Source organism: Enterococcus pallens ATCC BAA-351 (assembly GCF_000407485.1).
Lineage (GTDB): Bacteria > Bacillota > Bacilli > Lactobacillales > Enterococcaceae > Enterococcus_A > Enterococcus_A pallens.
On record NZ_ASWD01000002.1, the window covers coordinates 535,164 to 550,709 of the forward strand.

Below are 15,546 nucleotides of genomic sequence, written 5' to 3' on the forward strand. Positions count from 1 at the left end.
GAACTTCCCGCTGTATTTCTTCGCTTAAAGGCAGCTGCTGGAAGCTAACTATTATCAAACACCCGTATATCCGCTTTTAATACGTCGGCCCAACGTCTCAGGCTTCCCATCAAAGCTTAAATAGACTGCGTTAATCTCTACTTCACGAAACGATGTAGTAGGCATCGTTGGCGGTCTTGCTGGCAAGGCATATAAGCCTGCTAGTCTTGTCTGTCCCGAAATTGCTTTTTTCATTCCTTACCTCCTCAAGTTTTACAGTTAGTAGCCAAAAAAAGACTCATTGTAGATGAAAAATCTACAATGAGTCTTCTGCCCGAAAAATAAAAGGTATAGAAAAAGCCACTATAGATATTTTCATCTACGTGGCGAAAGTCATCTCAAACTTCTCTAGCCATCATAGATACAAACACGTTGTCTGTTTGCATCCATGATTTCATGAATACAAACCTATCTAAAATAGCTAAAGTAATACGTATTCAGTTGTGTATTAATATTCTTGATCATATTAATCGCCCCAAACTGTTTTTTAAGATTGGCTTAATTCTAGAGATGTTTCTGCCGCTTGTCAACACTTTTGCTAAAAAAAATTTTACTTTTTAAAAAAAAACGTCTTGCATTGTGAAGTTATTCTCAATGTTTTCCTTGGTTTAACAGGCTTTTCTACGAATTTTCATTTGCCAAAATTTTTTCAAAAAATAAAAGCTGGAAACCCCATGAAATTACTACTCGAACTTGCTATAATAACCGAAAAAGGAGACCTGCCTAGATGGATATTCAAGTAAAAACCATCAGCGAATTAACTGCTGAAGAGTTATTAACTATTTTTATTGAACGGGTAGCTGTGTTTGTAGTCGAACAAAATTGCCCCTATCAAGAAGCCGATGAAGAGGACAAAACAGCCTTGCATCTTTGCTTCACCGAAGGCCCTAATTTACAAGCCTATTCCCGAATTATTGATAAAGGCGATTATGTCACCTTTGGACGTGTCCTAGTCGTACAGCATGCCCGCAAACAGCATTTAGGCCGACAGCTGGTCCAGCGAACCATCGAAGAAATTCAACAGCGCTTTCCAGGTAAAACCATTACTATTTCCGGCCAAGCCTACTTGCAAAAATTTTATGAGTCCTTCGGTTTCAGGACTGTTTCCGAAGAATATTTGGAAGATGGGATTCCTCATATTGACATGACTTTATCCTCTCAAGAAAGCCTCGGCAGTATCTAAAATGGATACTGCCTTGCGCTTCTCATTATAATTGTCGGTAATTTTAATCGACACACGCCTGTCTGCTCATTATTTCCTCCTACCGTATTATTTTCAAATCAACCTTTATTTCTCATCCTTTGTATTTTTCCACCCAATTGCTTTATCTTTTACTGTTTATTTTATTTACCTTTCTAAGAATATAACTAGTTTCTCCAGCGAGAACGCTTCAGCAACCTCAAAATTTCATAGCTAGGTATATAATAAAAGAGGAAAAAGGGAGGATTTTTATGTTGGAGCATTTTATAGAAAAGAATGTCTTCCGCCAAGTTTATCTTTGTGAACAATTGTACGATAAGAAAACCATTCAAATTCATGAGGTTGCTGAGCAGCTGGAAGTCTGTCCGGTAACGGTTCGCAATGATTTAGATACAATTGTTGAGCTGTTAGAGCCTCAGATTCAAACAGTCGAAAAAGCACGCAACAGCTGCAGGATCATCTTTGATCCCGCCTGTTCGCACCTGGAACTGACACAAACAATTTATCAACGCTCTAATTTTTTAGCTATTTTAGCTCAGTATTTGACTGGTGAACGCAATTGGTCAACTATGGCGGATAACACGTTTATTTCCTTAAGCAAGGTTTATACCATTCGCAATGACTTAATGCAGTTTTTAGCCGAAATGGATTATTTAACAGAGGCTGGAGAAGTCGTCATCCCCGAAAAAGACTATCGCTATTTGCTGTTGGCACTTAGTCGTTATACCAATCAAAACCAGCTGACTTCGTTGAATCATCCATTAGAGTCAGCTTGTCAGCAATTAATTGATTACGTTGAACGTCACTTTTTTTCCCGCAGTTATCCACCAGAAGAAAGACAGCTAATTCAATTGGGCGTCTCGATTGGCTTGCAGCGCGCAAAAACCAACCCTGTTTTCTTCACGACCGAAGAAAAAGAGTTGGCTCAGCATACGCCGTTGTTTCAATTGATTCACACGGGTCTGCAGCAAACTGACTTTGCACTTTGCCGGACGGAGGATGAACAATTTTACGTGTATTCCTTATTCAATTCGCGGAATTATTTAAGCAACAGCTTGGAGCTGATGCAAAAGGATTTTAAAGTAGTTTATCAAAATCACATTCAGTACAATCCTTTAGTTGCCAATTTAGCGCAGCGTTTAAACACTTCATTAAATCTATCTAAAGAGGATCAACTCCTGTTTGAAAAAGCTTTTTTACCTTTTATTCGATCCACTTGGGCAGATACTCAACTATTTTTACCAGAAAAAATCTATCTGCTTGACCCGCAGCAGCGGGAGCTTTATCGCCTCATTGATCAGATTCTTCGACAATGGACGAAGGAGCACGGGCTTGCCCTGCGCTGGAACGATAACTTGATTCGAAAATTCACTACCAGTGTCAGTCTTTTGCTGACGGATCAATCGATGGGGACGATCGAAGTGTTTATTGCTGCGCCGACGGACTTCAAATTTCTTTATTATCATCAGCTGCTGACGGAATTGCTTAGTGAACATTTCACAGTCAGCAGCATGATTTGCAGCGACTTGGCTGAGCTGGTAGACGATACCTTCTTTTGTACCGAACGGATTATTTTATGCGATACATCCTTGTACCAGGATGATCTGAAAACCGAAAACACGCAGGTTTATCCCATCACCTTCCACACGGTGCACAACGTTATTACCCAGTTGAATCAACAGGTTTGCCGGTTATCTGCCAATGACTGTTAAGTCAGCTCCCCTCAAAAGATCGCTTTTTGAGGGAGTTTTTTTAATGAGTAAAGCCGTAAGTTTTTACTTCTTTCTTTTGGTGATAAACCAAATGAGCTTTATTCAGATCATCGATTGCTTGCTGCATGTCTTGAACATAATCATAAGCCATATTCATGCCAAAATCAGCTCGGACAACCAAACGTTGAATCACTAATTGATCCAAATCCTTTGGCAATGGATAAGCCGGTACTTGCCAGCCCTTCATCAACAAGCGGTCAGACAAATCATACAGCGTCCATTCACGGTCAGCATCTTCTTTAAGCTTGTAGCAGACCAATGGTAATTGTGAGCCATCGTTAATAATTTCAAACAGTCCAGTTTCTTCAATCGCTTTGGCTAAATATACCGCCACATCATGTGTTCTTTGGTGAATTGCTTGATAGCCGTCAAAGCCATAACGAACAAAGTTGTAGTATTGACCAATCAATTGAGCAGCACTGTGAGAGAAATTAATTGCCATCGTTGGCATTTCTCCTCCTAAGTAGCTGACGTTGAAAATCAATTCTTCTGGCAAATAGTGTTGGTCGCGCCATAATACCCAGCCAACACCAGGATAAACCAAGCCATACTTGTGACCAGAGGCATTAATCGAAATGACATTGTTCAATTGGAAATCCCACACCAACTCAGGTTCGATAAATGGTGCATAAAAGCCGCCAGACGCTGCATCCACATGAATATAAACCTTGTAGTCAGTCTTTTTATTGTACGCTTCCACCAAATCATTCAAGCCTTTGATGTTGTCGTAACGACCCGTATAAGTAATTCCTAGAATCCCTACAATTCCAATCGTGTATTCATCTACATAATCCATTACAGTATCAAGATTAATGGACATATGATCTTTATCCATTGGTACTTCCCGCATTTCAACATCCCAGTAAACACAGAATTTTTCCCAACACACTTGATAGCCTGATGAAATAACCAAATTAGGCTTTTTAGCTTGCACATCTAATCCCAGCTTTTTCGCCCGTTTGCGCCAAGAGAATTTCATGGCCATTCCGCCTAACATGCAGGCTTCAGAAGAACCAATAGTCGAGGTGCCCATGAATTTTTCTTGACTGCTGGCATGCCATAAGTCGGCAATCATATTGACACAACGGTTTTCAATTTCTGTGGTCCGAGGATATTCTGATTTATCGATCGCATTTTTTTCCAAGGTTTGGCTCATTAGCTTAACTGCTTCTGGTTCCATATAGGTTTGACAGAAGGTTGCCAAATTTAAGCGAGCATTGCCTTCGTCTAACATTTCATCTTGAACCAATTGATAGGCAATCCGTGGTTCCATTGATTCCTTGTTCAATTTATATTTGGGTAAATCGACATCTTCACATTCTGAACCAAAGATAGGTTCCAAATATTCTGCTTCTTCACGATCTTCTTTTCCGTATAACATTGTATCTTCCTCCTTAGTGTTTTAAAACATGTTCATCTTTTTGAATAATATGATGCTCGCCGCGAGCAGCTGGGTAGACGGAGCGATTGACCTCTTCTGCCTTCATGTGAACAGGCTCTTCCAAATTTGTGTGCTGTTTCTTATCATGCAGCTCATAAATAATAAACGGCAGCAGCACAGTGACAATAAAGCTGATTAACAAAATAATCTGATAGGTTCGATGTTCATTTGCAGCTATAGAAGCTGGGGGAACAAATGAAATCAGTAAGGCAAAAATTGATAAAATGAACCCCAATCCGCCAATAATGGTTTTACCCACTGTTTTACCAGGAACATTATACGTGCGCTTAAGATCCTTCTTCTTAAAAATTAACACAAAGTAACCAATAAAAAACAGTAAATAGCCTACTAAATAAATCACCACCGTTAACGAAATCGCTACAAGAAATGACAGGTTATTTCCGCCGCCTCCAAAAGTTAGAACAGCGCCCCAAATAGTGACAATTATTCCTTGCACCATAATTAACGGAACTGGAACACCATGCTGATTGGTTTTCCGAAAGAATGGAGGCAACAACCCTCTTTGAGCTGCTGTAAACATCCCTCTGGAAGGACCTACCACCCATGAGCTCACTTCTCCCATGACACCAAAGGCAATCATCAAAGCAATGATTTTTACCCCCCAGCCTAAATGGGCATTAAAATGTAAAATCAAGGTTTCAAAGGTTTGAATCACCCCTGCACTCAAGGATAATTCCTTTTGGGGAATCACTGCAGCTACCGAAAATCCACCAATGGCATCCAGCGCAATTGCTAAGATAACCAACAAAAACATGGCCAGTGGATAATTTCTTTGGGGATTTTCCAACTCATTAATATGCGAAGCCGAAGCTTCCACACCCATATAGGCTAAAATAAAGGAAACAAACACGACTAAGGTCGATAATTTTGAAAAGTCTGGAATAAAGGCTTCTGGACTAATCGTCATTTGAATCGGATTACCACCAATAAAATAAGCAATCGCTAAACCAAACAAAATAATGGAAGGAATGACAATGCCCACTACAAAGCCTGCCTTAGCAATTTTCGCCGTGCGTTTCGTCCCTCCTAGCTGAGAAAAAGTCAGTCCCCAAAAAATCACCAGCACACCAATGTACTTAATTAAAGGATCTGTGTTCAATTCCGGGAAATTCAGCACATAGGATAATGCACCGAGAATAAAATAGATCATCGTAATAAAACCGACTGTAATCTGAAACCATTGGAAAAAAATGGCCGCAAAGCCAAAACGTTCACCTAAGGTTTGACTAACCCAGCTGAATATCCCGCCATCCTTCCAACCTTCAACCGTCGCCATTTCCGCTGCACACAAGGCCACCGGCAGAAACCACAAAATACCGCCTAGTAACAAGAAAAAAACTAAATGCAGCTGAGAAGTAGCGAAGGTCGGATACTCATAAACGGTTAAAACCATTGAAGCCGTTAAGGCAAAAAAACCGAATAGAGATAATTGTTTTTTGTCCATATCAATACTTCCTCGTCTTAATTTTCTGCTTTTTTTGTTTAAAGGAAAAGCAAATCCTTTTTCCTAATTGTGCACCTCTTTTCTTACAAGACGAAGTATAGCAGGGATTCAGAATGTAATTTTCCAAACTTTTTCATTTTCTATTTTCACAAAATAAAAAAATCAGGAAAAAACGCAGACACAAAAAAAGCCGTACCCTAATCAGATACGACTTCATCCTATTATCTTAGATTTGAAAAAGCACCGAACTTCGTCATCAGCTCATCAAAACCATCTGTTGTTTCTTCACGATTCCAGTCACGCTGCAGCTCACAGGCTAGCTGCGCAATCGAAGTCAATTGAGCACCCGCTTGTTCTACACGACGTAAAGCTGTTTCGTGGGCAAGCAACGAGGTTCCTCCGACTGCATCGACAACCGGATAAACTTCAAAGCCTTCCTTCAAGGCATCTAAAGTTGGGAAGGTTAAGCAGGCTTCTGTCCATAAGGCTAAGATCAAAATTTTCTTACGACCAGTTGCTTTGATCGCTTCATTGTATTCCTTGTCCTCCCAAGCGTTGATGGAACTACGGTCATAGGAAATGGCCTCTTCGCCAACTGCTCGTTTTAGAACCGGGATTGTGTCAGTATTCCAGCCTTTTTCAACGTTTACGGTTGATAAGACGATTGGAATATTGTATAGCTTCGCCAATTCAATTACGATCTCAGCGTTGCGGATTAATTCTGAACGATTCATCGAATTAATCGAATTAATTTGGGTTGGTTGATAGTCGATTACTGTCAATACAGTATTATCTGGAGATAACAAATGGTCGTCGGTTCGTTTTGCATAACTTGTCATTTTTTATCCACCTTTCTTTGTAAGGCCAGTATACTCTGAAACGATAATTTAGGCGAACAATCTGCTGACCAAGCAAAAAAAGCGAAAGGACTCCTACTATAGGTATGCCATTTCGCTATCATTTTAGATTCATTATTTTTCTTAATCCTCGGCTGCAAAAAACACAATCAGTGTCCCAGTAGCTGAGATAATTGTGCCTACCAGCAGCATCGCTTGAACGGAAAAGAAATTCAACAGCACTCCTCCTAAAAAGGACCCCGCAATTCCGCCAATCGTATTGGCAGTTGCCATTAAGGTTTGTCCCTTAATCAAATCCTTTTGAGGAATGATCTGATTGGTATAGTACACGGAGGCCGTTGTATGCAAAGCAAAGCCAAACATCTGTAGACTTTGCGCCACATTGACCATGGCAATATTTCCGGCAAGCAGCATTAATACGGCCTTCACTGTGAAAAAGAAAGCCGCCACCCGAATCAAGCTTTTACAGCGAAACCGCGTCAGCAGCCAAGTAAACAGGAACATTGTCGGCAATTCACTAACCGCCGCAATCGAAAGCGACGATCCAACATTTGCTTCCGTTCCCCCTAAAGGAGCCAAAATCTGATACATATAGCTGTTCCCAATCGTATGAAAAACAAACAGCATCGATACTCCAACTAATAGGACCATAAACCGTTTGTATTTTTTTATAAAGACTGGCAAACTACTAGGCTCCTCCAGCATCACTGGATCAGCAGTTATTTCGATATCCGTTAACGAAGCTGAGTACTTCCCCGCAGTCTTTCGGGTATCAATCCAAAAGGTGGCCGCAATAAAGAAGAGGAAGATCCCCGTCATCAAAAACAAAATAACATTCGCAGAATAGCGTTCGATTAACAATCCGGTAACTGCTGAAGCCCCGGCAAAAGCCAAGGATCCTAATCCCCGTGCAACGCCGAAATTCAAGGCATACCCGCGACTGATAAAAAAAGTGCCGACTGAAATCGTAATTGGCTGCAGCAAAATCAAGCTAGTATAAAGCAGAATGTAAATGAGGGCTACCGGTAAAAACTGACTCGGCAGAACAATCAGGATCAACGAAAAGCCAACAATGAAGACAGCCATAACCGCGGCCAGATGAGACAGGGTCAGCTTTTGCATACGATCAGCAAAGGAAGCAATAAACGGCTGTAAAATCGTCGCAACCAGGTTGGCAATCGCCAGCACCAAGCCAATTTGTCCATTATTAAAGTGGCGGGAAAGCAGAAAAACAGACGTAAAGGTTCCTAATACGGAATACCCCATCCAGTAAGGCATCTGCATACTGATATATTGTAAATTTAATTTAGCATTTTCATGTCGGTTCATCTTGCCCTCCAAAATTCTTCTCCAGTAAATCACCCTAAGTGTGTATGACTTGATTGTACCTTGACCTTCAGTCGAATACAATCGCCTTCATCAGAGGATCAAAAAATTTTGGCTGGCAGCAGATTCTGCCAACTGGACAACCAACGAACCGGAAAGCCGCTTTTTACTAACTTTCGCCTCTAGCTGTTTATTTGCTGTCTATTCATCCCTTCGGCTATTTTCGCTTATTCCGTTTTCGATTCTTGCCTTTTTTCTTCTTATTCTTCCTCAACGCCTTCTCAATCGCCGAATTTTTTTCGGGCTTTGGTTTATTAAGCAACGAATCAGGTGTCTGATATTTCTTGTGGTGATCCGACAGTCGCCCGCCCATTATTTCACGAGCGAGCTCAGCTTGCGTTTTGCCAGTCGTCGTTCCATCCTTTTGCGGTGACGCTTTTTCGGCTGATAATTCAGCGGTTTTATCGGTTTCCTTCGAATTAGGTCGTGATGCGGTTGAAGTTGTGCTTGCTTGAGATGATGCAGTTTCATTGCTTGAAGCCTGCTTCGTTGCTTGTTCTTGATTATCCCGCGGTTCAAAAAATGGGTCTTCTTGATCGCGGGTATTAAAATCATGCTCCCGTTCATCCAGTGCAAAATACATCTTTACTACACGAACAAATTTGCGGGTACCATCCTCTTTTTGCAGGATCGTTACCTCACCTAAAATATCTAAAGCAGCTTTACGGTCTTGAGTCGTTAGCGGACGGACAACATTTCCTAGACTCCAGTTATGCAGCTTGCCAGTCACATCTTCAAAGGAGGCCTTTAAAATCCGTTTTTTGTCAGCCGTTTGTTCCTTAGAATGTAGGACTGGACCTAAAGTATCTATCTGTGATCGAGTATGCTGGGTAATGGTTAAAAATTCTTGCTGATTTTTAAATAAGCGGGAAACAATTAATTCCCACTCTTGCGGACTGAAGTAAGTTTGAAAATAGACACACAAATGGCGGACAGACGAAAGGTCATCCTTGCTGGTCAAAAACAGCGAACGAATCAAGTCTTTAGCTACCTCGGAGAAATCCTGTTCACTGAAAAAATTACGAACCAGAACAATCACCGCAGACTGAATGATGTATGCTGCATCAGTATATTCCTTATAATGAGCCTTAAACCGATCAGAAATTCTTTCTTTCGTTTTAAGCGTAAACAACTGACGACTCGTTAACTTTACTTTTCCCCCAACATTTTTACCCATTCTGACAACCCCTTACCCTCTTTTTTTAATATTAATTATGACCTATGCTATTGTTCATTATTAGCAATAGTAGTAATAGTAACTTACATTTACTATTTTAATTTTACTTACAAGATTTTTCAATAGGTATTTTAAGAAAATATTCTATTTATTTTAGCAACTGGTGTTTTTTTAATGGTACTTTGTTTTTTTATCTGTTGATAAAGACATTATGTTTCAAAAAAAAGGCGACCAGGTCGTTACGAAATATAGAGTCAAAAAAGAGTCAAAGAATTCTCCTTTGTTATAAAGAATTCTTCAACTCTGCTCTTATCGTTTGTATTTATCCGATCAAAATTTCGTACAGAATATACAATTCCCATTCGGAAATTTGAATGCGATAAAATTGTTCTAAAGTATAAAAGATATTTTTCACATTTTGGTAGAAGGGGCGATTATTTACCTTGAGTTCGTAAATGTCCTCTGGTACCGGATAGTCTTCGGCACCAAGAATCGTCCGCTCAATCATCAAAGCTAAATGCATGGTTAAATTGAACTTCATTTTGGCACTCAACTGCAAACTGAAGCGTTTTTCACATTTTTCCGTGATGTCCTCCACCTGGCGAATGATAATATCTGGATTCAAAAATTCCAGCTTCTCAGACAATCCTTCTTTTGAAAAGAAGTGAATAAATTCATTCAGCAAGACCGGAACGTTATTGGGATGAACTAAATTTTTTAAACCACGGCTAAATTGATTCTCAGCATCCTCATCCAAGACATTCAGCAAATTAATACTGGGAACCTCGGTTTTATTATCTAAATAAGAGGTAGTCAAGATTAAAGCGGTCTCCTTTAAATAGCCTTGTTCCGAATAGGCACGATCCAACGCTCCCATCAATTCATTGAAATTCAAAACAATCAGTTTAATATCCGGATTAAAGTAATTTTGACAGATCGCTTTAATCTTTTTGGCTACATCTTTTCCTGAAATACTAGAAATAATGATGTTCTTCTCTACAGCAAATCCCTCAAAATACTGAACGTTAGTGACAAAGCTCTTCTCAGCTGCTTTGGCTATTTCGTAAAACATCTTACCATTCACCAGCTGTTGTCCAATTTCTAGCGCATAAGAAGTCGTCAAATTGTTAATTACCAGCAATTCACCTAAAATCTGCGGCTTCAAGCTCTTGTATAGTTGCGTTAATGAACCCATATCTACCAGCATGATGACGCCTTCAGAAGTATCTCTTTCTGAAAGCCAGATTTTTACCTGAGCGATCACATCTCGGATAGAAGAAGTCAGCGGCATATTGATGGCATCAAATATATAATCTCCACACAGCTTATTGGCCACTGCTTGGATGCTGGAAGCCGTCGTATTGCCATGGGCCACCAGTAAAGCTTGATAGCGAATTTCCTCTGAAATGTTTTCCGTCATTAAAACAGCTAACAGTATCCGCAGAAAGCTGCGAATCTCAGGCGGTGTGTGGCAGGTTAAATTGTCGGCTAACAAAACAGTGCGCGGGTAGCTTTTGGACAGTTGGTGCTCCATATCTTCCAATAATGCTGACGGCAAGGTATTCTGATTAATAAGTAAAAAGCGTAAGACACATTTTACCAATTCACTAGTCATTTTTTCATTGTCAATCACTAAGCGATTTTGTCTCTGAATACTTTCATATACCTGGCTGAACAAACTATCGTTATGGTCGAAAATACCTTCAAGAAAATGCTGATCAAATTGTAGCAGCTGCTGTTTTAATTCCAAAAAATCCTTTGGTTCCTCCATCAACTGAATAAAAGCAGCGTTCATGTTTTTCTTCGTATCTTCTTCAGTTTTTTCTTCTGCTTCATCATACCTTAACAATATCGTGGAATCGCTAGGATCACCAATCTTCAAGGTAGCAGCTTTGCGGTCCTTACGCAAGGCATCAGCACAAAGCATCCGAACCTGATTCGCCAAGCTGCCGACATTTCCCGGCAGCTCCTTTTCTGTCAGCTGACTGAATGTAGCATTGTCAATGCGAATATTCTTCTTTATTCGTTTCGCTTCCTTCAAAAAAAGATGCTTTACTAGTTCCAAGCGTTCAAAAATAGGCCGCTTATGAAACGAGGGCAGCTCAATAATCACTGAAATTCGGCGATAAAAAGTTGGCAGCAAAACTTTTTCAGGGTCCTCAGTGGTTGCGAACAATAAACGGACCTCTGAAGCAACTACTTTTTCTTCTTCGCCAATCGGTCTAAAATGTCCAGTGTCCATAAACTGGAAAAGCTTCTCTTGGTTTTCATGAGACAAGCGATGGACCTCATCCAAAAACAAAACAGAGTGATCGGCCTGAGCTAACAACCCCTTTTTCTCCTTTTCAGCTCCAGTGAAGGCACCCTTTGTATGCCCAAACAAAATCGAAGAAAGCAGCTCTGGATTGTTGGCATAGTCCGCACAATTAAATATGTAGAAGTTTTCTGTCCCCGTCATCTTTTGTTCCTTCAGAAACTGATAGATCAATTGGGCCAAGAAGCTTTTGCCCACCCCACTGCTGCCATGAATCAATAAAGGCAAGCCCAATGGAGGATATAGAACTGCAGCCTTGCATTGATCAATAGCCTCTTTGGAACTGCCATTGCTGCCGATGTATTGTTGAAAGACGTCCTGTCCACTATTGACTGCTGCACTTTGTTCGGCCAACTGCCAGTAAACCGGCTTAGTGCCATGTTGATGGACATCTTCATTTTGCAGTAATTCATTTAAGTAAAGGCTAGTCACTGATCGGCTCAATTGTACTTTCTCGGCAACCTCTGTAGTGGTAAGCCCTTCTGGATTTTTTCGTAATGTTTCTAATAATAACGTCCGTGTTTCTGAACGCATAACTATTCCTCCTAGCTAAAAAATGGGAATGAGCGCAAGCATTTCTTTAAAAAAAGATTGCTTGCGCTGACATTTTATTCTATAACAACTGTTGAAGCTGCCTCACGGCCTCCGGTATACTAGTTGCTTCAATTACACCTTTTTGCGTGCGTGTTTCCTCAAATCGATTGATCCAAATCGGCTGCCATCCAGCTGCCAGTGAGGGAACAATATCATTGCGATAACTGTCGCCTAGATAAATAAATTGCTCGATGGTAGACGGTAAACAAATCTTCAGTTTTTCAAAGCAGCTTACGTTGGGCTTTGCATCCCCGAAAGCTTCTGAAATCAACAGCCATTCTGGCACCAAATAGTTTGCTAGTTTTAGTTGCGCGATTTTTTTCTGCTGCACCTTTTTGAAGCCGTTGGTAAATACGCCCACCTGCACACTGGTCTGATTTTGCAGCTGTTTAAACAATTGAACCCATTCTGGTGATAAATTTTCTTGCTGCTGATACTTGTGATAAAGCTGGTCTGCTTGCTGTGGTGATTGTTCACCGGACGCACCAATCTCCTTTATCAAATGGGCCCATCGTTCATGACTGGACAGAAATACGTGAGCTTTTTCTGTTTGAGCCTGAGCATAAATCGTTTCACTGTCTGCACGAAATTTCTGATAGAGTCTCATCAGTTCTCCTTGACTGACCTGCCAATTTGGCCACAGCTGACATAACGTCTGTCTAAAGGCATTATGATTATCCAGCAGTGTATCATCCACATCAAAAAATATAGCTGTCTTTTTCATTAACTGATCCCCAACAGACCTAAGATGATCCCTAAAAACATAATACCAAACATTACTACATTAACGTTCACTTTCTTACGCAATAACCAAAAGGCCAGTAAAGTAACAGTCAACGGTACAATTCCCACAAACAGCTGATCCAAATAATCTTGAATCTTCATAGCTTCTTCACTGCCCTTAACGCTGACTTCCAAAATCGTTTTGAACTTTACGTTGGAAGCCGTCATACTGCCCATCATCATCAAGCCCAGCATGCTGGAGGCTTTGGTCAAAATTTGCATCCCACCAGATTCGTACATACGCTGAATAAAGCTGGAGCCCACCGAATAACCACTATACAACGCGTAATAATGAATCAAAAAGGCAGGGATATTGTAGATCAGTAAGAAAAGAACGGCTCCTAAAGGTGAACCACTGCTTGCTAATGAAATCCCGATTCCTGCAGCGATTACCCGCAGAATACCCCAGAAAAAGGAGTCGCCGATTCCTGAAATAGGACCCATTAAGGAAGCTTTAACAGCAGTAATGGAGCTGTCATCAAAACTAGGATCTTCGCTGTTTTGCTTTTCCATCGAAGCCACTAAACCCATGATAAAATTATTGATGTGCATAGTAGCATTAAACCAGGTTGTATGGCGGACTAATGCATCCGCCCGATCTTCTTTGGTTTTATAAAAACGATTGATGACTGGCAGCAGCGTGTACATTACGCCCACCGCATGGTATTGCGTTGCCCCTGTTCGACTAGCGTTCATGGTCCATGAGCGCCAAAATACTGACCGCATCATTTTTTTATCTTCTTTGCTTAAATTTTCTTGGAATTTCATGCGAAAAAGTCCTCCTCTTCCTCTTGCTTCGAATTTGCTGCAGTTGGAGCTGCTTGCGTTCTGATATTCCGAAGGTCAATATCACGTTGAGCACTAACGACACAGATAACAACGCCAATTACCGCCACTGCTACTGCTGGTAGCTGTATATAGGCAGTCAAAACAAAGCCTAGCAAATAGAAAACAGCCAGTTTATTATCCCATAATAATTTCATCAACATAGCAAAACCGACTGCTGGCAGTAACCCGCCTGCGGTACTTAATCCGTTCATCAAAGTCTCTGGAATGTTCTCCACAAAAGTGTTAACAGGTCCACTTCCTGCCAAAATTCCAATAAACGAAATCGAAGCGATAATCAGATAATAAATGATCCATGTTCCATAATGGAGCAAAACAACCATTTTTTGATTGTCTTCTCGGGCGGCTTTATCCAATGCTGGAGCAAAGATGTTCATAAAAACATTTTTCAAAAACATTACGACAAACGCCGCTAACATCCCAATCGGCACTGCTAAGGTCATAGCCGCTTGTTGTTCCACATTCGCAATAATGGCAAAAGTTGTGGCTAAGGTGGTCGCTGTTACCGGCTCAGCTGCGATCACCCCGCCAATATTTACATTTCCTAAAAATACTGCTTCTAAAGAGGCGCCCATTAAAATCCCGGTGCGCATATCTCCCATTAATATACCTGTGACTAGTCCTACAACCAGTGGACGTTCCATCATACTTTGTCCAGTTAAATAGTTACCTGCAAAACAGATAAACACGGCTAGGGCAGCCATGGTTGCTTGTACCAACATGTTATTTCCTCCTCTATTATTAGTTCAACGCTGCTTTTAAGCCTGACTTAGGATTGCTGGGCAGCACTTGATTGTAGCTGTCTACCCGCTCTAAGGCAGCCAGCTCTTTAGCAGCAGCTAATTCATCAGGGTTTAACTGAACACTAGGAAAAACCATCACTTTGGATTTAGGGTCAGATTTGTCGAAGCGGCCAGCATTGGCAACATTCACTGTCTCAACATCGGCTACCTGCTGTGCAATCTTATTAGCATCCGAAACGCTATTGACAATTACGAATATCCGCTTATCTTTTCCTCGTGGATCGTTGAATAGCTCAATGGAGTCTTCTACCGAACGAATCAGCAGCTTCATCCCATTAGGAACGGCCATTTTTAAGGTCATTTGCATCACTTCATTTTTGGCAGCTTCATCGTTAGCAACTACTAACAAGGGAGCATTCAATTCTTTGGTCCATACTACGGCTACTTGTCCATGAATCAGACGGTCATCTACTCTAATTTGGGTAATCATTCTCTTTTCCTCCTAAAAAAATGCTTCTTCTTCTGAATTAGTTGCTTGAACAAGCTGTACTTGGCACTCAGAAATCACCTGTTCGATTTTTTCATTACTCAATGGTTCTTCTAAAAAAATAATGGAAAGGACGATGGCTAAATTTGCATTTGACACCACAAAAACATTTGATTTCTTAGCCGTCATTACTTCCGTGACTACCTTTTGATTGACACTGCCGCCAAACAAATCAGTAAAAATCACTGCCTGCTTCTCATCAGGCACCTCGTCAATAAATGCAACGATTTTGGGTGTATAATCCTCATCGGTTATATACGCATTGATAATTTCAATTTCGTTTCCTTTTTCCGCCAACACATTTAACGAACTCTGGAAGCCTGCGGCCAGTTCACCATGGGTGGCGATCATATACTGTCTCTCCATTTTCTTCACCTCACT

At 40.8% G+C, this 15,546-nt stretch carries 14 protein-coding genes; 2 read left to right on the forward strand and 12 right to left on the reverse strand.

Annotation, left to right across the window (positions count from 1 at the left end):
* Positions 1 to 54 precede the first annotated feature (54 nt).
* Positions 55 to 234, reverse strand: a complete 180-nt coding sequence (locus I588_RS09130; protein WP_010755322.1) for a hypothetical protein — start codon at positions 232 to 234, stop codon at positions 55 to 57.
* Positions 235 to 766: 532 nt separating this feature from the next.
* Here I588_RS09130 and I588_RS09135 point away from each other — a divergent pair.
* Positions 767 to 1,222, forward strand: coding sequence for a GNAT family N-acetyltransferase (locus I588_RS09135; RefSeq protein WP_010755321.1), 456 nt, complete (start codon positions 767 to 769; stop codon positions 1,220 to 1,222).
* A gap of 269 nt (positions 1,223 to 1,491) precedes the next feature.
* Positions 1,492 to 2,952 (forward strand): helix-turn-helix domain-containing protein, encoded by a 1,461-nt coding sequence (locus I588_RS09140; protein ID WP_010755320.1) that lies wholly within the window; start codon positions 1,492 to 1,494, stop codon positions 2,950 to 2,952.
* A gap of 40 nt (positions 2,953 to 2,992) precedes the next feature.
* Here the strand turns inward: I588_RS09140 and gad are convergent, their stop codons facing one another.
* The 11 genes from gad to I588_RS09195 form a co-directional block, all read right to left on the reverse strand.
* The gene (gad, locus tag I588_RS09145; RefSeq protein ID WP_010755319.1) at positions 2,993 to 4,393 is read right to left on the reverse strand and encodes a glutamate decarboxylase; all 1,401 of its coding nucleotides are present in this window, start codon (positions 4,391 to 4,393) and stop codon (positions 2,993 to 2,995) included.
* 13 nt (positions 4,394 to 4,406) lie between these two features.
* A complete protein-coding gene (gadC, locus tag I588_RS09150) occupies positions 4,407 to 5,918 on the reverse strand; it encodes a glutamate/gamma-aminobutyrate antiporter (RefSeq protein WP_010755318.1) in 1,512 nt (503 codons plus the stop codon).
* Positions 5,919 to 6,139: 221 nt separating this feature from the next.
* Positions 6,140 to 6,757: an isochorismatase family protein gene (locus I588_RS09155; RefSeq protein ID WP_010755317.1), complete on the reverse strand. Its 618-nt coding sequence runs from the start codon at positions 6,755 to 6,757 to the stop codon at positions 6,140 to 6,142.
* 141 nt (positions 6,758 to 6,898) lie between these two features.
* Positions 6,899 to 8,104, reverse strand: coding sequence for an MFS transporter (locus I588_RS09160; protein WP_010755316.1), 1,206 nt, complete (start codon positions 8,102 to 8,104; stop codon positions 6,899 to 6,901).
* A 214-nt stretch (positions 8,105 to 8,318) separates the two neighbouring features.
* Entirely contained in the window at positions 8,319 to 9,338 is a 1,020-nt protein-coding gene (locus I588_RS09165; protein WP_010755315.1) for a hypothetical protein, read from the reverse strand.
* Between the two features lie 322 nt (positions 9,339 to 9,660).
* Positions 9,661 to 12,186, reverse strand: a complete 2,526-nt coding sequence (locus I588_RS09170; protein WP_010755314.1) for a sigma 54-interacting transcriptional regulator — start codon at positions 12,184 to 12,186, stop codon at positions 9,661 to 9,663.
* A gap of 79 nt (positions 12,187 to 12,265) precedes the next feature.
* Positions 12,266 to 12,970 carry an HAD family hydrolase gene (locus tag I588_RS09175; protein WP_010755313.1) on the reverse strand — a complete coding sequence of 235 codons (705 nt, stop codon included), beginning with the start codon at positions 12,968 to 12,970 and terminating at the stop codon, positions 12,266 to 12,268.
* Positions 12,970 to 13,797: a PTS system mannose/fructose/sorbose family transporter subunit IID gene (locus tag I588_RS09180; protein ID WP_010755312.1), complete on the reverse strand. Its 828-nt coding sequence runs from the start codon at positions 13,795 to 13,797 to the stop codon at positions 12,970 to 12,972. The genes I588_RS09175 and I588_RS09180 overlap by 1 nt, the downstream gene beginning before the upstream one ends.
* A complete protein-coding gene (locus I588_RS09185) occupies positions 13,794 to 14,597 on the reverse strand; it encodes a PTS mannose/fructose/sorbose/N-acetylgalactosamine transporter subunit IIC (RefSeq protein ID WP_010755311.1) in 804 nt (267 codons plus the stop codon). The genes I588_RS09180 and I588_RS09185 overlap by 4 nt, the downstream gene beginning before the upstream one ends.
* A gap of 19 nt (positions 14,598 to 14,616) precedes the next feature.
* Positions 14,617 to 15,108: a PTS sugar transporter subunit IIB gene (locus tag I588_RS09190; protein ID WP_010755310.1), complete on the reverse strand. Its 492-nt coding sequence runs from the start codon at positions 15,106 to 15,108 to the stop codon at positions 14,617 to 14,619.
* 12 nt (positions 15,109 to 15,120) lie between these two features.
* Positions 15,121 to 15,531, reverse strand: coding sequence for a PTS sugar transporter subunit IIA domain-containing protein (locus tag I588_RS09195; RefSeq protein WP_010755309.1), 411 nt, complete (start codon positions 15,529 to 15,531; stop codon positions 15,121 to 15,123).
* Between the last annotated feature and the right edge of the window lie 15 nt (positions 15,532 to 15,546).